General features: G+C 56.0%; 13 protein-coding genes. 5 read left to right on the top strand and 8 right to left on the bottom strand.

The window, feature by feature from the left end; all coding sequences use genetic code 11:
* Positions 1-7: 7 nt before the first annotated feature.
* The 4 genes from AC9UG7_RS11910 to glnE all read right to left on the bottom strand — a co-directional run bounded on the left by AC9UG7_RS11910 (position 8) and on the right by glnE (position 5,568).
* On the bottom strand, positions 8-799 hold the full coding sequence (locus tag AC9UG7_RS11910) for a DUF1365 domain-containing protein (protein WP_509588050.1): 792 nt from the start codon (positions 797-799) through the stop codon (positions 8-10).
* Positions 796-2,097 carry an NAD(P)/FAD-dependent oxidoreductase gene (locus AC9UG7_RS11905; RefSeq protein WP_509588047.1) on the bottom strand — a complete coding sequence of 434 codons (1,302 nt, stop codon included), beginning with the start codon at positions 2,095-2,097 and terminating at the stop codon, positions 796-798. Before AC9UG7_RS11905 ends, AC9UG7_RS11910 begins: the two co-directional genes overlap by 4 nt.
* Before the next feature lies 1 nt (position 2,098).
* A complete protein-coding gene (locus AC9UG7_RS11900; protein ID WP_509588044.1) occupies positions 2,099-2,701 on the bottom strand; it encodes a glutathione peroxidase in 603 nt (200 codons plus the stop codon).
* Between the two features lie 167 nt (positions 2,702-2,868).
* On the bottom strand, positions 2,869-5,568 hold the full coding sequence (glnE, locus tag AC9UG7_RS11895; protein ID WP_509588041.1) for a bifunctional [glutamate--ammonia ligase]-adenylyl-L-tyrosine phosphorylase/[glutamate--ammonia-ligase] adenylyltransferase: 2,700 nt from the start codon (positions 5,566-5,568) through the stop codon (positions 2,869-2,871).
* 77 nt (positions 5,569-5,645) lie between these two features.
* Between glnE and AC9UG7_RS11890 the strand changes: the two genes are divergently transcribed.
* The 4 genes from AC9UG7_RS11890 to AC9UG7_RS11875 all read left to right on the top strand — a co-directional run bounded on the left by AC9UG7_RS11890 (position 5,646) and on the right by AC9UG7_RS11875 (position 13,706).
* Entirely contained in the window at positions 5,646-9,740 is a 4,095-nt protein-coding gene (locus AC9UG7_RS11890) for a YhdP family protein (RefSeq protein WP_509588038.1), read from the top strand.
* Positions 9,737-10,555, top strand: a complete 819-nt coding sequence (locus tag AC9UG7_RS11885; RefSeq protein WP_509588035.1) for a carbon-nitrogen hydrolase family protein — start codon at positions 9,737-9,739, stop codon at positions 10,553-10,555. The genes AC9UG7_RS11890 and AC9UG7_RS11885 overlap by 4 nt, the downstream gene beginning before the upstream one ends.
* A 149-nt stretch (positions 10,556-10,704) precedes the next feature.
* Positions 10,705-11,892, top strand: coding sequence for a murein transglycosylase A (gene mltA, locus AC9UG7_RS11880; RefSeq protein ID WP_509588032.1), 1,188 nt, complete (start codon positions 10,705-10,707; stop codon positions 11,890-11,892).
* A gap of 35 nt (positions 11,893-11,927) precedes the next feature.
* Positions 11,928-13,706 carry a lysoplasmalogenase family protein gene (locus tag AC9UG7_RS11875; RefSeq protein WP_509588029.1) on the top strand — a complete coding sequence of 593 codons (1,779 nt, stop codon included), beginning with the start codon at positions 11,928-11,930 and terminating at the stop codon, positions 13,704-13,706.
* Here the strand turns inward: AC9UG7_RS11875 and AC9UG7_RS11870 are convergent.
* Complete coding sequence (locus AC9UG7_RS11870; RefSeq protein WP_509588026.1) at positions 13,679-14,389, bottom strand: alpha/beta fold hydrolase; 711 nt, start codon at positions 14,387-14,389, stop codon at positions 13,679-13,681. The genes AC9UG7_RS11875 and AC9UG7_RS11870 overlap by 28 nt on opposite strands.
* A 97-nt stretch (positions 14,390-14,486) precedes the next feature.
* Positions 14,487-15,542 (bottom strand): helix-turn-helix transcriptional regulator, encoded by a 1,056-nt coding sequence (locus tag AC9UG7_RS11865; protein ID WP_509588023.1) that lies wholly within the window; start codon positions 15,540-15,542, stop codon positions 14,487-14,489.
* A 138-nt stretch (positions 15,543-15,680) separates the two neighbouring features.
* Here AC9UG7_RS11865 and AC9UG7_RS11860 point away from each other — a divergent pair, with 138 nt between their 5' ends.
* Entirely contained in the window at positions 15,681-16,793 is a 1,113-nt protein-coding gene (locus AC9UG7_RS11860) for a histone deacetylase-like amidohydrolase (protein ID WP_509588020.1), read from the top strand.
* A gap of 179 nt (positions 16,794-16,972) precedes the next feature.
* Here AC9UG7_RS11860 and gatB read toward each other — a convergent pair whose 3' ends face one another.
* Together gatB and gatA are read right to left on the bottom strand one after the other, a co-directional pair.
* A complete protein-coding gene (gene gatB / locus AC9UG7_RS11855) occupies positions 16,973-18,508 on the bottom strand; it encodes an Asp-tRNA(Asn)/Glu-tRNA(Gln) amidotransferase subunit GatB (protein WP_509588017.1) in 1,536 nt (511 codons plus the stop codon).
* Positions 18,509-20,053, bottom strand: coding sequence for an Asp-tRNA(Asn)/Glu-tRNA(Gln) amidotransferase subunit GatA (gene gatA, locus AC9UG7_RS11850; protein WP_509588014.1), 1,545 nt, complete (start codon positions 20,051-20,053; stop codon positions 18,509-18,511).
* Between the last annotated feature and the right edge of the window lie 3 nt (positions 20,054-20,056).

The raw sequence follows: 20,056 nt of genomic DNA, 5'->3' as shown, positions 1-20,056 counted from the left end.
GAATGAATCAATGGTTGCCACGCGTGGCAAATTTCTCAGGCGGAGCCGGTTTGTTGACCAAAGGCACATGCTTGAGCCAGAGCAACAATGCTTGCCAATGGATGCGAGCGATCACGCCCAAGCTGTGCATGGGATGCGCCCACAGCGCCTTGTTCAAGCGGTGAGACGTCAGCGGTTGCAAGTGTCCACTGACGCTGGTGCTGATCAGCATACCTTGCTCGTCGCTGTGGTCAATACGAACCACGGTGCGTTCGCCGGTCTGTGTGTGTGTCCGCATGAAACGAAATGCATACTGACCATGAACTTCACAAAAAGGTGACACGTAAAACACTTTGTCTGCTGTCATGCTGACACCATAACGAGGCGCGGGCAGCACATAACAATGGCGCTCACCAAAGGTATTGTTGACTTCAGCCACGATGGCCGCCAACGAGTTATCGCGGCGGTGGCAATACCAAAAACTGACTGGTTTGAAAACATAACCGAATACGCGTGCATAGGTGTGCAACCAGACCTCGCCTTGTGCGTCATGGATGCCTTGGGCTTGCAGCAATTCGTCCAGCCAGGCCAAGGCGCCGCCTTGTGCCGCTGTGCGCCCGTCACCGTGGTCGGCGTCATGAAAAGACACCCAAGCGCGGCGATTCACCGCCAGTGCGCCGCTACCCATTCGCGCCATGCTGCGCATGGGCAGCAGCAAAAACCAAGTGCGGTAGGCAAAGGCGTGAAACCGTGGACGTTGTCGGGTATGACGCACTTGTCCTGTGCCAATCAGCGGGAGGTGCGCCGGTGCAGTGCTCACGCCGGTTCTTCCTGCATCAATTCCTGCAATATGCCTTGTGCGGCGGCACGCCCGGACTTGAAGCCGTCTTCGTGAAATCCATAACCCGTCCAGGCCCCGGCAAACCAAGTGTGTTGCATGCCTTGCAGACTGCCGATGCGTCGCTGTGCCTGAATGGCGGCCAGATCAAACACCGGATGCGCGTAATCAAAGCGTCCGATGACATGGTGTGCGGCGATGGGCTTGGCGGGATTGAGTGACACAAATACATTCTGTGAGAACGGCAGCGGTTGTAATTTGTTCAACCAGTAATGCAAACAGACATGGGCGTTTTCCTGTGCATCAGCGGTTCGCTGGTAGTTCCAAGCCGCCCAGGCCAGACGCTGTTGTGGCATCACACTGGCGTCTGTGTGAAGCACAGCCAGGTTGTGCTGAAAGTTGATGTGAGACAGCACGGCGTGTTCTTGTGAGCTCGGTGTAGACAGCATGCGCATGGCTTGATCTGCATGGGTGGCAATCACCACATGGTCAAAGTGTTCGGCGCCTCTCGCGGTGTGCAACACGACGCCAGTTTCGTCTCGATCGATGGATTGCACTGCGGTGTTCAGGTATTTGTTGGCTACGCGCGAGGTGATGGCTTGCACATAGTGTTTGGCGCCGCCTCTCACAGTCCACCAGCGCGGTCGATCGTTGACTTGTAACAGTCCGTGGTTATCGCAAAAACGCACCATGGTGGCGGCCGGGAATTGCAGCATTTGCGAGGTCGGGCAACTCCAAATACAGCCGAGCATGGGCAGCAAATAGGTATCGCGAAAGGTGGCACCAAAACCATGCTGGTCGAGAAAATCTTGCAGCGGTTGCATCAACGAACCATCGTCGTAAGACTGCGCCAGTTGTGTGCAGCGTTTGTTAAAGCGCAGAATTTCTCTTAATAACCACCAAAACCTGGGCCGCAGCAAATTGCTACGCTGGGCAAACACACTATTGAGGTCGGCGCCGTTCCACTCTATCGTGCGGCCCGAGTTACCCCAAGGCGCTTGCACAGAAAACGACATGTCAGAGGGAGCCGTAGCCACGCCAAGTTGCTGAAAAAGATCGATCAGTCCGGGGTATGTGCGTTCGTTGTAGACCAGAAAGCCGGTGTCTACGCCGAAGCTGCAATCCCCTTTGTCACCTGGCAAGGTGATATCCACAGTGTGTGTATGCCCGCCAAAATAATCTGCCGCTTCATACAAACTGATGTCTGCGTGACCGTGAAGGTGGTGGACTGCCGACAGGCCGGCAATGCCAGAGCCGACGATAGCTACCCTCGCGATCATGTCAGGGAAGTTTGGCGCTGAGTTGTTTGTCGACCTCGGCCAGAAAACCGGCTTCTAGCGGATCGGTGGAGCTGTTGTAACTTTTCACCTGACGGCCGTCACGGCTGATCAGGTATTTGTAAAAGTTCCATTTAGGTGCGGTATCGGTCAATTGGGTGAGCTGTTTGAACAACGGCGACGCATCAGCACCGCGCACCGTGGTTTTGCTGAACATCGGAAATTTCACACCATAGGTGTTTTCACAAAAATCGGCGATCTTCTGGTTGTTTGCAGGCTCTTGGGAAAAGTCGTTAGAGGGAAAGCCCAGCACCACCAGACCTTTGTCTTTGTAACGGGCGTAGAGTTCTTCCAAGCTTTTGTATTGCGGGGTAAAGCCGCAAAAGCTGGCGGTGTTGACAACCAACACCACTTGCCCAGCGTATTGACACAGGTTTTGTGGTTTTTCGTCTTGCAGTCTATCTACCGTGTATTGCAGTACCGCCGGACACTTGCCATTGGTCGTCGGCGCAGGCTTGCTGTTTTGAGCCAATGCGGGTTGTGACAGTGCTAGACACGCCCACAGCCAAATCAGGTTCAGAGGTTTCAAGCATTGTGAAGTATTCATGTAATCAATCATGCGTTAAGTTGTATGTATTGTCTACGACTGCGCCTAAAGCCCCTAGACCTGCCGAAAAAACTTGCATGACATGTGCCTATTGCTCGGGCACCTTGGTCTTTGGCAATGGAATGACGCCAGCAACCCCTGCAGTTGCCATGGTGCGTGTTGAATGCTCAGGGTGGGGCATGGCTTGAAAAAACGCAATCCCACAATGTTTGTATGGCAACGCGCTGGCTGCTGAGTTGGCCGAATGTGACCCTGCCCATGTGCTCATCCAAGCGGGCCTGATGTTGCCAATGGCGCAATTCACGGTAGGCGTCGGCAGCATCCGTACCGACGCCGGGCGGCAACAAGCCAGCAGATTGGGCTTGCAGCATCAAACCGATATTGCCTATGTTGTCTTGCAAGCCTGGATGGCGTGCGGCAAATGCGAGCACCAAAAACTGCACTGCGAACTCGGCATCTATCATGCCGCCCGGGCTGTGCTTGAAGTCAAACTGGCCGGCAGGCACCGGGTAGGCAGCCCGCAATTTATGGCGCATTGCGATGATTTCAGTGGCCAATGCCCGTGGCTCGCGCGTTGCGCACAACACTTGTCGACGTATAGCTTCAAACGGGGCGCGCAAAGCCGGCTCGCCAACGCAAAAACGCGCCCGTGTCATGGCTTGGTGTTCCCATAGCCATGCGGTGTTGCTGCCTCGTTGGCTTTGGTAATCGGCAAAGGCTTCTATGCTGCTGACCAGCAACCCTGAGTTGCCGTTGGGTCTGAGGGCGGTGTCTATTTCATACATATCGCCTTCGCCGGTTTGGGTGGTCAGCCATTGGATCAATTTGCGGGCAAACGCCGCATACACCTCGGCAGCTTGCGGGTGGTCGTCTTGGTAAATGAACACAATGTCTAAATCGCTGCCATAGCCCAGTTCTTTTCCGCCCCATTTGCCGTAGCCGATGATGCCAAAACAAGGCGTCTCACGGTGCCGTTGCTTCAAGCGTTGCCACACCCATTGCGCGGTGATGTGCACCATGGTGTCAGCCAAGGCGCTCAAATCGTCCGCCACTTGTTCGACTGTCAAGCGCCCTTGCACATCGCGTGCAAGCGTTAAAAACAATTCGTTATGGTGGGCGCGGCGCAGCACATTGAGCAGGCTTTCTTCGTCATCACCCGCATGCGCTTGCAAAGCGGCATATCGCGTTTGGATATTGCGCGTTAAGTTTGCCGCGTCCAATCGCTCATCGAGCATGGCCGGATCAGCCAACTCGTCGATGACGCCAGGATATTTCATCAAATACGCCGTGGTCCAGCGCCCAGCATCTAGCAATTTGAGCAATTGCGCATGAACTTGTGGACGTTCGAGCAGCAATGACACATAGGTTTCTCGCCGCAGCAGCGGCTCCATCCAGTCGCACCAACGCAGCGCCGAGGTTTCGCTGATGCGGCCTTCGTCCAGCCAGTGCTGTGTGCGTTGCAACAATTGCAGTAATCGCTGCTTGGCGTCCTCACGCAAAGCCCTGACACGTGGAGAATCTGACCATGAGGCCGCGCGCGCGCGCAATGCCGGGCTCAGCTGGGCCTGTAGGGTTTCAAAATCCTGCGTGGACGCCATCGTGGTTGGCATGCCTGTGCTTTGCGATACCGGGCGCAACAAACGCTCAAACTCCAGTGCCACAAGGTCGCGCCAATAGCGCAGTTCGGATTTCAATGTCTGACTGTCCGCCAACCGCAGGCTGTGTGCAATCCATTGCAAATCGTCTTCATCTTCCGGCAACACGTGGGTTTGTTTGTCGTCCAAGTACTGCACCCGGTGCTCTACCCGTCTTAAAAATACATAGGCTTTGGCCAATTCGCTGGCGGTGTCCGCAGGCATCAGTCGTGCTTGAACCAAAGCGGGTAATGCTGCCAGCGTCGCGCGCATACGCAGCTCCGCAAACTGACCGCCTCGCACCACTTGCAGCAATTGCACCGTGAATTCGATTTCACGAATACCGCCTCGCCCCAGCTTGATGTCATCGGCGCGTTCAGGCCGCCCGGCGCTCAGCCGCAAAGCGTGCGCACGTATTTGAGAGTGCAAGTTACGCAAGGCGTCAATCACGTTGTAGTCCAGGTAACGGCGAAACACAAACGGTGTGACGATGTCGCGCAAATCAGGCACGTTGTCTATGCATGCCGCGGGCGCCACCACCCGCGCTTTGAGCCACGCCAGCCGTTCCCATTCACGCCCTTGCACTTGGAAATAGGTTTCTAATGCGGACAAAGAAACCACGCTGGCGCCAGAATCGCCATTGGGACGCAGTGCCAGGTCCATGCGAAAGACTTGACCGTGTTCAGTGATGTCGCCAATCAACTGAAACACTTGCTTGACCACCTTGTCGAAAAACGCATGGTTATCGATGCTCGCCCGACCTTGCGAATCTCCTTGCGTCAGCCCGTCTTCGTCGTACACATACACCAGGTCAATATCGCTGGATACGTTCAATTCGGCCGCGCCGAGCTTGCCCATGCCGACCACCCAGAGTTGGGCCGGCGTGCCATCGGCGCGAAGCGGCATGCCGTGTCGCGCCGCGACCCGCGACAAGGCGTCGGTGAGCGCGACATCCAGACTGAACTCGGCCAGCCAGGTCATGCTGGCAGTCACAACTGACAAATCTGCTTGCTGTTCACTATCGAGCACGACCAAGCGCTCCATCAGCAACTGGCGCAACACGCGCAACGCATCTGCTGTCTGCGGGTATTGCGTCAACAACTGTGCATAACAGTCTTGTAGTGACGCCGGGGACGGGTTGCCTGCTGCCAGCCAGTGCAATTGTTCGGCGTAGCGACGCCGCAGTCTTTGCACCAGACGCGAACCATTCGCAGAAAATCCCGGGCTATTCATGTCAGTATTGACTCAGCAAGCTGCTTGGCGGTGATAATTTCAATGAAGCCTCCCCTTTTCCTTGATACTACTTCTGCATGTCTGATCAACCCACACCATCTTTAGCTGCCGTCAACGGCTTGCGTTGGTATGTCAGATTGACCCGTTGGTTGTGGTGGCTGGTGATGGGTTTTTGGTCACTGATGTTGTTGTCTACGGTGACATTGCATTGGTTGATTGTGCCGCGTATCTTGGATTGGCAACCCCAAATTGAAGCCATGGCTTCGCAGGCTTGGGGGGTGAAAGTCAGCATCGGGGAATTGCAATCCGAATCGGACGGCTGGGTGCCGTCGTTTATCTTGACCGATTTCGTGTTGCGAGACCAGCAAGATCAGGAGGTGTTGCGCTTGCCGCGCGTTCGCATCAGCTTGTCGCCAGCGTCGTTGCTGAGTTTGACGCTCGACAGCATTGATCTGCAAGCACCGCAATTGGAAATCATGCGTGACCAGCAAGGCCATTGGCAGATAGCCGGTATGCCAATAGGTGGTGCAGACGATTCGTCAATGGCCGATTGGTTGTTACGCCAACCGAATATATCCATTCACGACGGACGTTTGCGTTGGGTAGACCGCATGCTGCAGCAACCTGAAGTCGATTTAACCGCCGTCAACGTCACTTTGCGTAATGGTCTGCGTAGCCATGCGTGGCGTTTTGATGCACTGCCACCGCCTGAATGGGGCCAGGCCATCAGTATCCAAGGCCGTTTCAATCAGGCCTTACTCAATGGCCGTGCCAGCGATATAACGACGTGGAAGGGCAGTTTTTATGCACAGATGCCGCATGTGGATATCCCTCGCTTAGCGGCATATGCCAAGGCCTACCTGAACATAGAAATACAGTCCGGCGAAGGTTGGCTGCGTGCCTGGGCTGATATTGACAACGGCGTATGGAACAACCAGACGGTGGACGTCGGCCTTCGTGATGTCAAAGTCAAATTGGCGCAGCAACTCGATGACATTCACTTTCAGCAGATCGAGGGCCGACTGCGCTTGCAATCCTGGATGGGCAGCTTGGGGCAGGAGTTGGTCACAGAACACATCAAGGTCACACCCGCACAAGGCCCGAGCTGGTCCAGCGGCAAAACACGGTTTGCCTGGAGACATGCCAGCCATGCGCAAGAGCCTTGGGCCAGCACCGGTGAGATTCAAATAGAGGACATGCCGCTGGAGGTCATTAGCCGCATTGCACAACGCATACCCATGGATGAAAACATGCATGCGCTGATGGCGCAAACGCAGCCGCGCGGTCAGTTGCATGCGCTAAAGATGCAATGGTTTGACGCCCATACACCCGGTTTTCATTTCAAGGCAAGCGGCCAGGTCAAGGGTTTGGAAGTCAATGCCAGTCCTGCACACAAAACCCCTCGACCTGAAGACGACTGGTGGCCGGGGGTGACAGGTGCCACAGTCGAATTTGAACTTGATGAATCAAGCGGCAAGGCGCAGGTGTCGGTACAAGATGGCAGTGTCACCTTGGTGGATTGGTTGGAAGAACCCGTCGTGCCATTGAAAACTTTTTCAACAACGCTGAGTTGGACCAAGGTAAATCAGTTGTTGAAACTGCAATTGCAAAATGCCCGTCTTGCCAATGCGGATACCCAAGGCAGTTTCGATTTGACTTGGTCAGAGCGCGACAGCAAGCTACCGCAAGGACATTTGGAACTGGACGCGCAAATCCAACGTATGCAAGCTTCCAGGCTTTACCGCTACCTGCCGCTGGAGATGCAAGCAGAGGCAAGACAGTATGTGAAAGAGGCGACCGGAGCGGGTTGGTTTGAAAAAGTGTCCGTACAGATCAAAGGGCACATGGATCACTTTCCCTTCAATAAAACCAATGACGGTGTGTTCATGGTTCGTGCGCCGTTTCAGCAATTGGGTTTTCAATACTCGCCCGCGCCTGCGCCTGCGCCCAGCGTCTTGGGTAAACGCGCTGCGCCGCGTTGGCCTGCGCTGCAGCAACTCACCGGTGAGTTGTCGATCAACCGTAACCAAATGCAACTCAAGTCCACATCTGCTCGAATCGGCCAGCCGGTTGCCTTGCAGCTCACGCGACTGGAGGTGCAAATTCCTGATTTGAATGACATCGTGGTGGATGTGTCGGCGCAACTCAAGGGCAGCCTCAACGATGCCTTGGTCATCATTAACAATTCGCCGCTGGCCGAGTCGGTGGGCAGTTTGTTCAACCCGGCGGGCGTCAGTGGTCTGGCAGAACATCAATTTCATTTGATCGTCCCTGTATCCAACTTGGACAACACCAAGTTACAAGGGTCGGTGAATTTGCTGGGCAATGACATACAACTTCAACCCCCTGTGCCCAAGATTTACAAAGCCAAGGGGGTTGTTAACTACACGCAGTCGAGCATGAGTGTGCAAAACGCCAAACTGAGCTTGTTGGGCGGTGAAGCGCGACTGGATGGTGGCTTGCGGTTTGCAGACGGTGCGCCCGAAGCTCAGACGCGCTTGGTATTACAAGGCAGTGTTTCAGCGGATGCCATCAAGCAAGCGCCAGAATTGGTCAGCATGTCTGGGGTATGGGCCAAGCTCAAAGGCAGCACCAGTTACATTGCCACCATGGGGCTGAGCCAAGGGGTGCCTGAATTGACCATTCTCAGTAACCTGCAAGGCATGGCGATTGATTTGCCCGAGCCTTTGGACAAGCGTGCGTCTGCCTTGTTACCAATGCGTTATGAGACAACGGTACTGGGTTCCAGCGCTGGGCGCTCGCACCCCTCGCTGGAGCAAATGCGTTTCACGCTCGGACAGTTGCTATCGCTGAACTATGTCAGGGACATCAGCGGCGCTGTCCCCACTGTCTTGCGTGGCAACTTACAGCTAGGCAATCTGCCAGCGCCCAAAGAGGCATCGGATCAAAGCGTGGTGTTACAAATCAAACAGCCTTATTTGAATATGGATGAGTGGCAACCCGTTTTAGCCAGTTGGATGGAGGATGAGCCGCCAGCCAAGGGCAATGCACCAACGAAAAATTCAGCCGTTGCATACATGCCGACCAAAATAGACATCCAAGCGCAAGACCTGGTGTGGTCTGGTCGCACCTTCAGCCAGTTTCAGGCCAGCGCTGAAAAGCAGCCCAAACAATGGCGAATCCAAGCGCGCGCCAATGAGTTTCAAGGAAGCATGGACTACCGTCCTGCCTTGGACGGCGCCAGTGCTCGCATCACCGCGCGCTTGTCGCATCTCACCATCCCTCCCTCGGTGCTGGAAGAAGTGGAATCCACCTTGTCCGAATCCCCCAAGGACATGCCTGCGCTTGATATTGTGATCGACAACTTGGAGTTGCGCGGCGTTGCCATGGGACGCGCTGAGATCGAAGGTTTTGCCCGCACCAACACCGCAGGCTCACGCGAATGGGTGCTGAGCAAACTCAATCTCACCTTGCCAGAAGCCAGTTTTCAAAGCAAAGGCCAATGGGGGGGTGCTGCCAAAGCGGTCGCCAAACGTTCGCAACTCGAGTTCACTTTACAAATTCAGGACTCAGGCGAATTGCTTGATCGGCTCGGTTACAAAGGCGCGATTCGCAATGGCAAGGGCCGCATGGTGGGGCAAGTCAGTTGGCAGGGCTCGCCCTTTTCGCCTGACTACAACAGCATGAATGGGCAATTCAATGTCAACATGGAGCGCGGCCAGTTTTTGAAAACCGAGCCGGGTGTGGCACGCTTGCTTGGGGTATTGAGTTTGCAGTCCTTGCCCAGGCGCTTGATGCTGGACTTCAGCGATCTGTTCAGTGAAGGTTTTTTATTTGATTTTGTGCGTGGCGATGTGACGATTCAACAAGGTATAGCCAGCACCAACAATTTGCAAATGAAGGGCGTCAGTGCGGCGGTATTGATGGAAGGCAAAGCAGACATCAAAAATGAAACCCAAGACCTCAAGGTAGTGATCGTGCCGGAGTTGAATGCAGGCACTGCCTCACTGGTTTACAGTGCGATCAATCCCTTGGTTGGACTCACCACGTTTCTGGCCCAGTATGTGTTGCGTAAACCGTTGATCAAATCGAACACCGAGGAGTTTCACGTGCAAGGCACCTGGAAAGAACCCAAGGTCACCAAAGTGGAAGACGCGCAGCCCGACGCCAAGACGCCGGCACCAGCTAAACCAGGAGCAGTCAAACCATGAAAGCCGCATTGCTGCAAATGGTGTCGTCCTGTTCGGTTCAGGTCAACATGGACATGGCAGAACAACTGTCAGCACAAGCGGCTGCGCAGGGTGCCGAGCTTGCTGTCTTGCCAGAGTATTTTTGTCTCATGGGCAAACACGACAGCGACAAATTGCATATTGCCGAAACCTTTGGCGATGGGCCGATGCAACACGCTTTGTCAGCCATGGCCAAACGCCATGGCCTCTGGCTAGCAGCAGGCAGTTTGCCAATCGCAGTGCCTGGCGACAGCAGCCGTGTACGCAACACCTGCCTGGTCTTCAACCCGTCCGGTGAATGCGTGACCCGTTACGACAAAATTCATTTGTTTCATTTCGACAATGGCGTTGAAAGCTATGACGAGGCGCGGGTACTGCAGGCTGGCGATACGCCGGTGTGTTTCGATATACCCTCGCGCGATGGTCACAATTGGCGCATTGGTTTGAGTATTTGTTTTGACATGCGGTTTCCAGCGCATTACCAACAGCTTGCCGCCATGGGCGCTCACCTGATGCTGATGCCCAGTGCATTCACCTACACCACAGGTTCGGCGCATTGGGAGGTGTTGTTGCGAGCCCGTGCGTTAGACAGCTTGGTTTGGGTGGGTGCAGCAGCGCAAGCGGGTACGCATGAAAACGGTCGCCGCACTTGGGGCCATTCGATGTGGGTGGATCCCTGGGGACAGGTGGTGGCTTGTCAGCCGCAGGAGGCGGCTTGCGTGGTGGCCGAGTTGGACATGCAGGTGCTGCGTGAAAGGCGAAAACAATTACCTGCTGTCAATACTGGTGCGGCTTGAATCATTCTTCGTCACGGGGCTCGCCATGCTGACGACCTGAAAACATGGTCCACCAAACGATAAACACCAGTATGCCCCCAGCGAGCAAAGCTTCAAGCAAAATCAGCCACATGTTTTTTCTTCCAAGTTCAACCCCCACTGTAATCTGTTTGCGCCGTGTGGGTTTGACAGCGGGTCAATTCATGGCGCGGTGGATGCTGCCGGTGTTGCTGTCTGCCTGCGCCAGCAAAATGCCGCCCTTGCCGACCTCGCCGCAGACCACACCTGCTGCCAAGTCGGCCCCTGCGCCGATGACCGCACCAACGACTGTGCCTACCGTGACGGCGACAACCCCTGAGGCAGTGCCATTGACTGACAGGCGAAGTCAACGGGTACCCGTGCCATGGTCTGATTTGCCGGGCTGGGACAACGAGTCCATGCCGCAAGTCTGGGCGGTGTTGCTGTCCAATTGTGAGCGCCCTGGTCCACTGATGGCTGCGGTGTGTCCGGATGTGCGACGACTGACGCTGGCGACTGACACCGAGCAAAAACAGTGGTTGATGCAACGTTTGCAACCACATCGGATTGAAAACGGCCAGGGCGAGTCGTCTGGTTTGTTGACCGGTTATTTTGAGCCGGTATTGGAAGCCCGTCGTGTACCGAGCAGCGGGTTTTCGATTCCTTTGTATCAACCACCAGCTGGATTGAAATCAGGTCAGCCTTGGTTCACCCGACAAGAAATCGACACGCTTGCATCGGCGCAAGCCGCATTGCACGGCAGAGAAATCGCTTGGATCAGCGACCCTGTCGATGCCATGGTGTTGCACATACAGGGGTCGGGGCGTTTGAGAATCACCGAGGGCGATGGGCGGGTGCGCGTGGTACGTGTGGGCTTTGCAGCCTCCAATGAACAGCCTTACCAAAGCATAGGACGCTGGTTGCTTGATAAAAATGAAATAAAAGATGCGTCATGGCCGGGCATCAAGGCTTGGATTCAGCGCAATCCACCAAAGGCGCAAGCATTGTTGTGGGTCAATCCGCGTTATGTGTTTTTCAAAGAAGAAGCCATCACTGACGCCAGCATCGGACCGCGTGGCGCACAAGGACTGCCATTGACGCCAGGCCGCTCTATCGCGGTTGATCCGCAAAGCGTGGAATACGGAACGCCGGTATGGATGGTGTCGCCCGGGCCCACGCAGGCATTGCAACGCTTGGTGGTGGCGCAAGATACCGGCAGCGCCATCGTCGGCGCGGTGCGTGCCGATTTGTACATGGGCACCGGCGCAGCAGCGGGCGAGCTGGCCGGACGCATGAAACAGCCATTGCGCTTGTGGGCATTGTTGCCTAGAGTGCAGTGAGAATTGACACTGAGTGAAACATTGAAAGGACAACCATGGGCTTCATCATCGTGTTGGCGGCACCGGTTTTTTTTCTGGCGATAGCGTTCGAATGGTGGTGGGGTTGGCGTTTGTCTCGCCAAGGGCATACAGCGGCACAAAGCTACCGATGGGACGACGCGATCAATAGCATCAGCCTCGGGGTCATCAGTCAGTTGAGCGCGGTATTCACCCGTTTGCTGCGCATCACCATCTACACCTTGGTGTTCGAGCATGTAGCGCTGTTTCCTCAACCGGAGTTTTGGAACAGCTGGTATGGCGCTCTGATCGCGTTGGTGTTGTACGACTTTTGCTATTACTGCTACCACCGTGCCAGTCACGAAGTGGCGCTGTTTTGGGGCGGTCATGTGGTGCATCACCAGAGCAACCATTACAACTTGTCGACTGCTTTGCGACAGACCACCTCTGGCGCAGCGGTGGGCTGGATTTTTTATGTGCCCATGGCCGCGATCGGTGTCACGCCTTTTATCTTCGGCATCGTGGCGTTGATCGATTTGCTCTACCAGTTCTGGGTGCATACCGAACACGTAGGCAAACTCGGCTGGTTTGACCGTTGGTTTTGTTCTCCCTCCAATCACCGTGTGCACCATGCGGTGAACGACGCGTATGTGGACCGTAACTATGGCGGTATCTGGGTGGTGTGGGACCGCATGTTTGGCAGCTTCAAGGAAGAAGACGCACAAACACCTTGTGTGTATGGCACGCGCGCACCGCTCAACAGTTGGGACCCGTTGTGGGCCAACTGGCAGGTCTACAGCGGTTTATTTCACGACAGTTGGCACGCCTCAAATGGGCTTGACAAACTGCGCGTCTGGTTTCGCCATCCCGGTTGGCGACCTGCAGATGTGGCAGAACGTTTTCCCAAGCCCGCGTTTGCCATCGAACAGCATCTGTCATTTGAGCCGGTACAAAGCCGTCGCACATTGCAATGGGCCACAGGATGGTTTGTGTTGTTGCTGGCAGCCGCCATGGATGTGTTGTGGCACATGGACAGCATGGTTTGGGGTGATGCTGCGGTGTGTGTGCTGGCAGTGACCGCTGGATTGTGGGGCGTCAACGCCTTGCTGCAAAACCGTGTCACACCCTTGCTGTGTGCGTTTGTGCAAATGGCGGCGTTGTCTACGGCCGCATCTGCTTGTGGTTGGGAGGATGTGTATTTCTTGGCCAAACCTATGGCTTTGATGTTGTTGATGTTTGTCGCGTGGCTGCCCAATGGGCTGGCGGACAAACCGCAAACTTGGTTGGTGCGTGCGCTTGGTTTGAGTTGGGTTGGCGATGTGCTGTTGCTTTACCCGGGTATGTTTTTGCCAGGGCTGGTGGCGTTTTTAAGCGCGCACATCTGCTATTTCAAGTTGTTGACCATGGATGCGCAGGTGTTGCCGAGCCGAACCGCCATGTTGCGCTGTTTACTCGCAGGTGCGCTCATGTATGCGGTGTTGTTCTTTAACGGATTACCCGCAGACATGCGATGGCCGGTAGCGGTGTATGTGGCGGTGATTGCACTGATGGCGTCACAAGCATGGGGCCGAAGTTTTCAATTCAAAGACATACCGAGCTTAAAGACGGCCGCCGGTGCAACCGTGTTCATGCTGTCGGACAGTGTGCTGGCGATGGATACGTTCATCAGTCCTTTGCCGTATGCAGGGCTGTGGGTGTTGGGCACATACTATGTGGCGCAAGGGCTGATGGTCGATGGCGTGTTGGCTTCGTTGCGCCAGCAGGCTGAGTCAGCCAAAAAACCTTCGCCTCAGTTGAGCCAATTTAGAAGCGCCTGAGCCACGGCCACCGGTTCTTCCATGCTCAGCATATGACCGGCGTTTGCAATCACAGTCACCTCGGTTTTCAAAGGCAGCTCATCTGCCATGGCTTGGTGCTGCGCCACGTTCGCCCAGCCGTCATGTTCACCTGTCATGACCAGGCATGGGACATGGATGCGTTTGAGCACATCGCTGGCGTCCGGGCGGTTGAGCAAGGCGTGTTGTTGGCGCTCAAACACGGTGGCTGATTTACGCTCGAACATGTCGATGATGGCGTTGATCAATACGGCGTCATGCAGCCGTGCTGGCGCCACCATGTGTTGCACCCATTGCGCAGCCATGGTGCGTACGCCTAGGGTGTGAGCGATAGCCAGCAACTGCATGCGACCAGCACGTTCTTTTTCCCCAGCTTCACCGGCTGCCAATGGCAAATAGCCGGTGTTCATGAGTGCGATACGGCGCACGCGTTCGGGTGCGAGCCGAAACACTTCCAACGCGACCCGTCCGCCCATGGAATGCCCAGCCATATCGAACAGCGGCGGCGCCTTGTTCAAAAGGCGCTGCGCCATGTCGGTGAGCGAGTTGCTGTCGCTGTGATCTGCTGTGTGCGTGGGCAGGTCTTTGGGCAGCAAAGGCAACAGCGGTGACCACACACTGTGGTCACACATCAGGCCGGGAATGAGGAGGAGAGGGGTGGGCATAGGGTTGACTGTAGCGGGCGGGTGGTTTGTATGCATGACCTTTTCAAGGCTGAAAATGGGGACGCTGTGACCATCCAGAAACGGCTGGGCCTGTTGCTCAAGATAGCTCTTGGGCCAGTGCCCAGGCAATAGCACCTTTGTCCTGGATATTCAGCTTGGCATAAACCTGACGCAGGTGGTGGCGCACGGTGGATGGCGCCATACCCTGCGTGCGTGCCACTTCCTTGTAGCTGTTGCCTTGTGCAAACTGCAGTGCGACCGCTCGTTCGCGGGGCGTGAGGTTGTCACTGCGCGGTTTTCTGCGTGCAGTGACGATAAGCAAGTCTCCACGGGTCTGACCAACTACCGAGTTGCGCGTGCCGTTGAAATGCGCCGTGTCGCTCGCCAATGCCTGCAGCAGCGGTGTAGGCAACAGGGCGCCCGGCCAGTCGGGCCACTCATTGAGCATGAAGTCGCCAAAGGCAGCATCTGCGTATTGAACCAAGCCCTTGTTGCTCACTATGGCCACACCTGTGCGCGGCGCTGTGCTGCCCGCGTGCACGCGCTCTACTTCTCGCATGCGGTTCATGGCAATCGCACTGGCGAGATTGGGCATGGCAGCGGCCATCAATGCTCGTTCGGATTGCGTAAAAGCGGGTTGCGCTGCATGGCGGTACAGCGACAGGTGCACACAGGTCTGCAAGGTCGGGTCGAGATTGGTCGTGCAAAGCACTTTCCCGATACCAAACTGTTGCAAGAAGGCGCGAAATTCGGGGTGCAAATGGACGTCGTCTACGGTCAGCAAGGTGGGCATCCCCGGCTGGCCAATGGCCTCGTGCACCAGCGGATCGTGTGCCTGCACCGCCTCCCAACAGGCTGCGTAATCGGGTGTGAGTTGGTGCAACACGTTGCTGTGCATCACTGGCCCTGCGGGCGTGAGGGTACTGTGTCCAATCCATGCCGAATCAAAAGCGAGGGCATCCTGCAAGAGCTTAAAAAGCAGTGCATCAAAGCTGCGTATGCCTTCGGTATGCGCGTAGCGATACAGGTTGTGGGTCAGAACGCCCAGGCGTTGGAGCAGTGGCGCGTCAAGCTCGGTAGGCGCCGTATGCGGCGCAGGCGCAGGAGCAGGAGCAGGGGCAGGGGCAGGGGCAGGGTTGGCGGCGTGGATCATGGCATCGCATATTTCAGCATGGAGGTGCAGCCGTGCCAATAGGGAAAGACGCGCCATCGTTCAATTGAACGACTGTTGCAAAGCGCATGCGCTTCGTATTCTTCGGGCCTCGCACCACAACAAACCGGAGACAACACCATGAACAAGACTGCTTTCTTTCACGATGAAAAGTGTCTGTGGCACTGCACCGCAGGGGGCTTCGCGCTCATTGCCCATGTAGGCGGCTGGGTGCAGCCACCCGCCGGCATGGGACTGGCCGAGTCGCCCGATTCCAAGCGCCGTATCGTGTCGCTGCTGCAAGTGTCTGGTCTGGTCTCCAAGTTGGATTTTCGCAGCGCACCCATGGCCACCGAGGAAGACTTGCTGCGCGTGCACCCGCAGTCGTACCTAGAGAAGTTCAAGGCCGCATCCGATGCGGGCGGCGGCGAGTTGGGGCCATATGCGCCCTTTGGCCAAGGCAGCTACGAGATTGCCAAGCTGTCTGCAGGCTTGGCCCTGCATGCGGTAGATGGTGTGCTCAGTGGCAGCTACCGCAATGCCTACGCCATGTCGCGCCCACCGGGCCACCATTGCCTGGCCGACACCCCCATGGGTTTTTGCTTGCTGGCCAATATTCCGGTTGCTATTGAAGCGGCCAAGAAGAAGCACGGCGTGCAGCGCGTGGTGGTGCTGGACTGGGACGTGCACCACGGCAACGGCACGCAAAGTATCTTTTACGGGCGCGACGATGTGCTCACGATCTCGCTTCATCAGGAGGGCTGCTTCCCGCCCGGCTACAGCGGTGCCGAAGACCGGGGTGAGTCCAAAGGGCTGGGCTACAACATCAACGTGCCGCTGCTTCCTGGCGGTGGGGACGACGCTTACCAATACGCCATGGAGCGCATCGTCACTCCCGCCATCAACCAGTACAAGCCCGACATGATCATCGTGGCCAGTGGCTTCGACGCCAATCTGGTGGACCCGCTAGCACGCATGCTGCTGCACAGCGATTCGTTTCGCATGATGACGCGCCAGGTGATGGCCTTGGCCGACCAGCATTGCAACGGCCGCTTGGTCATCGTGCACGAAGGCGGCTACGCCGAATCTGCCGTTCCCTTTTGCGGCCACGCCGTTGTCGAGACGCTGGTGGGTGTCGACATGGGTGTGGAAGACCCTTATCTGGAGCTGGGTCAGGCTTGGCAAGTCAATGCCCGCCAAGCCGTTTTTCAGCGCGGGCTGATTGACGAAATGGCTGTGGGATTGGGGTACTGACAATAAAAACGGCGCGTGCTGGTGGATATGGTTGGGGCGGTGCATCAGCAAGCGCAGTATTTTTCTCAGTTGGGGTATGTGCTGAATGAGGAAAGTGCGATCAATAAGCGGGCTGCCAAGCTATCGCACGCTATAAAAGTTGGTCATGTGGTCACCGATTTTCAGGGTGACCCACAAACTCAACCCAGCTTTTTCACTAACAGTGCATTGACTTGCGCCGGATTCGCCTTGCCTTTGCTGGCTTTCATGATGGGGCCGACCAAACCATTTAAAGCTTTGGTGTTGCCGGCCTTGAACTCTTCGACGTTTTTCGGGTTGGCGGCCAGCACCTCGTCGATGATTTTCTCCAGCTCGCCGGTGTCGTTCATTTGCTTGAGACCTTTGGCTTCGATGATGTTGTCAATCACTGAAGCGGCTTGAGTCACATCATGCGAGATGTCGCCAACGGTGGCAACTGCGCCGACACCTGTAAGAGGAACATTTGTACCGTGAGGTGACGCTGACCACAACGCCTCAAAAACCTGCCGCGCTGAATTGTGGTTGATGGTGTTGTCGTTGATGCGTGAGATCAAGGTGGCCAGATGCACAGCGCTGATGCGTTGTTGTACTTGCGAAAAGTCCAGGTTGTCCGCATTCATGCGCCTAGACAACTCACCCATGATCCAGTTGCTCGCTAACTTGGCTTGGCCACAAGCCTTGGCGGCTTCCTCAAAATAAGCCGCCATTGATTTGCTTTGCGTGAGTTGCGTAGCGTCGTATTCAGGCAAACCGTATTGCGTGACAAAGCGCTCGGCCATCACGCGCGGCAACTCGGCCATGTCATGTCTCACCTGCGCCACCCATTCACGCGAAATCACCAACGGGGGCAAATCCGGGTCGGGGAAATAGCGGTAATCGGCGGCATCTTCTTTGGTGCGCATGGCGCGGGTTTCACCCGTGTCAGGGTTGAACAAAACGGTGGCTTGCTGGATGGCGTGGCCGTCTTCAATTTGTTCGATCTGCCAGCGCACTTCGTAGTCGATGGCTTGCTGCATGAACTTGAAGCTGTTGAGGTTTTTGATTTCACGCCGTGTGCCCAGTGGTGCGCCGGGTTTGCGCACCGACACATTGGCGTCACAGCGAAAACTGCCCTCTTGCATATTGCCGTCGCAAATGCCTATCCAGGTGACGATTTTGTGTAGCTCCTTGGCGTAGGCCACAGCCTCAGCGCTTGAGCGCATATCGGGCTCGGTGACGATTTCCAAGAGTGGCGTACCCGCACGGTTCAGGTCGATACCTGATTGACCAATGAAATCCTCGTGCAATGACTTGCCCGCATCTTCCTCCAAATGTGCACGCACCAAGCGCACGGTTTTTTTCTCGTCGCCCAAAAAGAAAGACACCGCGCCGCCTTGCACCACGGGTATTTCAAACTGGCTGATTTGGTAGCCCTTGGGCAGGTCAGGGTAGAAATAATTTTTACGCGCAAACACGCTGCGCTCGGCGATGTGTGAACCCAGCGCCAGCCCGAGTTCGATGGCGCGTTCGACCGCGCCTTTGTTCATCACCGGCAGCGTGCCGGGCAAGGCCAAATCTACGGCGCAGGCTTGCGTATTCGGTTCGGCACCAAACGCGATGGACGCGCGGCTGAAAATTTTGCTTTGTGTAGAGAGTTGGGCGTGGGTTTCAAAGCCGATAACGACTTCGTAACCATGGACTAAAAGGGAGGTGCTCATTTACACGCCCTCCGGCTTGGCATGTTGAAAGGAGGTCACTTGCTGAAAACGGTGCGCCACATTCAACAACGATGCTTCTTGTAAATAGTTGCCAATCAACTGCATGCCCACGGGCATACCGATGTCGTCCAAGCCCACGGGAATACTCATACAAGGCAAACCCGCAAGAGACGCTGGCAAGGTGAATATGTCGGCCAAGTAGTTGGCGAGTGGGTCGGCGGCTTTGTCGCCAAGTTGCCATGCGGTCGTCGGCGCAACAGGCCCGGCAATCACATCGCATTGCGCGAATGCTGTTTGAAAATCATTGGCGATCATGCGGCGGATTTTTTGCGCTTGCAAATAATAAGCATCGTAATAGCCGTGCGACAACACATAACTGCCGATCATGATGCGGCGTTTTACCTCGTCGCCGAAACCTTCGGAGCGGCTGCGTTGGTACATATCTGCCAAGTCTGAAAATACTTTGGCGCGGTGGCCGAACTTCACGCCATCAAAGCGCGACAGGTTGCTGGACGCTTCTGCTGCACACACGATGTAATAAACGGGGATGCACAAATGGGCTTGCGGCAAGCTCACTTGCACGATGTCAGCGCCCAGAGATTGGTAAAGCGTGAGCGTCTCTTCCATTCGACGCTGTATTTCTTTGTCAGTACCTTCGCTGCGTCGTGCTGGCGCATGGCCATCGAATTCAACTTGCGAACCACTGCCTAGCCACTCACGCGGCACACCAATTTTTAAAGCCCCGCCCTCTTTCCCCGCTGTCGCTAAAGGCTTGTCGCCCGCAGGCACAGCCAGCAGCCTAGAAAAATCTTCGTTGGCCACATTCAAGGAGGTCGAATCTCTGTCCAAATCCGGCCCGCACATGGCGGACAACAACATCGCGCAATCTTCGGCGCTGCGTGCCATGGGTCCTGCCTGGTCCAAGCTGGACGCAAACGCCACCATGCCATAGCGCGAGGCGCGGCCATACGTGGGTTTGATGCCAGTGATGCCGCAAAACGCCGCTGGTTGGCGAATCGAGCCACCGGTGTCGGTGCCGGTGGCCGCCGGTGTCAAGCGTGCTGCCACAGCGGCCGCGCTGCCGCCAGACGAGCCGCCGGGTATGCGTGTGGTGTCCCACGGGTTGGTGACTGCACCGTAGGCCGAGTTTTCATTGGCCGAGCCCATGGCGAATTCATCGCAATTGAGCTTGCCCAAATTCACCATGCCAGCTTCGCGTAACTTGGTTACCACCGTGGCGTCAAACGGCGAGCGGTAGTCTTTCAACATCTTCGATCCCGCTGTGGTGACGAAATCTTTGGTGACAAAAATGTCTTTGTGCGCGATAGGCACGCCTTCTAAAGGTCCTGCGGTGCCATTCGCGATTTTCTCGTCAGAGGCAAGGGCTTGCGCCAGCGTCACTTCGCTGTGGATGTCTAAAAACGCGTGATGCGGATTACCGCCCATGCGTGCCAGAAAACGCGTGGCCACTTCTACCGCGCTGAAATCTTTCTTTTTCAAACCTGCCGACAATTCGGCAACCGTCATATGGTGTAAATCAGCCATGGC

The sequence above is a fragment of the Limnohabitans sp. genome (genome assembly GCF_046052765.1).
Lineage (GTDB): Bacteria > Pseudomonadota > Gammaproteobacteria > Burkholderiales > Burkholderiaceae_C > Limnohabitans.
Note: the sequence above shows the minus strand (reverse complement) of the source record. Positions and strands in the feature narration are given on the sequence as shown.

Coding starts and splice junctions, on each gene's coding strand:
- AC9UG7_RS11905 (WP_509588047.1), bottom strand. CDS start 2,097: ATGATCGCGAGGGTAGCTATCGTCGGCTCTGGCATTGCCGGCCTGTCG.
- AC9UG7_RS11870 (WP_509588026.1), bottom strand. CDS start 14,389: ATGCCCACCCCTCTCCTCCTCATTCCCGGCCTGATGTGTGACCACAGT.
- AC9UG7_RS11900 (WP_509588044.1), bottom strand. CDS start 2,701: ATGAATACTTCACAATGCTTGAAACCTCTGAACCTGATTTGGCTGTGG.
- AC9UG7_RS11875 (WP_509588029.1), top strand. CDS start 11,928: ATGGGCTTCATCATCGTGTTGGCGGCACCGGTTTTTTTTCTGGCGATA.
- glnE (WP_509588041.1), bottom strand. CDS start 5,568: ATGAATAGCCCGGGATTTTCTGCGAATGGTTCGCGTCTGGTGCAAAGA.
- gatB (WP_509588017.1), bottom strand. CDS start 18,508: ATGAGCACCTCCCTTTTAGTCCATGGTTACGAAGTCGTTATCGGCTTT.
- AC9UG7_RS11860 (WP_509588020.1), top strand. CDS start 15,681: ATGAACAAGACTGCTTTCTTTCACGATGAAAAGTGTCTGTGGCACTGC.
- AC9UG7_RS11865 (WP_509588023.1), bottom strand. CDS start 15,542: ATGATCCACGCCGCCAACCCTGCCCCTGCCCCTGCCCCTGCTCCTGCT.
- gatA (WP_509588014.1), bottom strand. CDS start 20,053: ATGGCTGATTTACACCATATGACGGTTGCCGAATTGTCGGCAGGTTTG.
- AC9UG7_RS11890 (WP_509588038.1), top strand. CDS start 5,646: ATGTCTGATCAACCCACACCATCTTTAGCTGCCGTCAACGGCTTGCGT.
- AC9UG7_RS11885 (WP_509588035.1), top strand. CDS start 9,737: ATGAAAGCCGCATTGCTGCAAATGGTGTCGTCCTGTTCGGTTCAGGTC.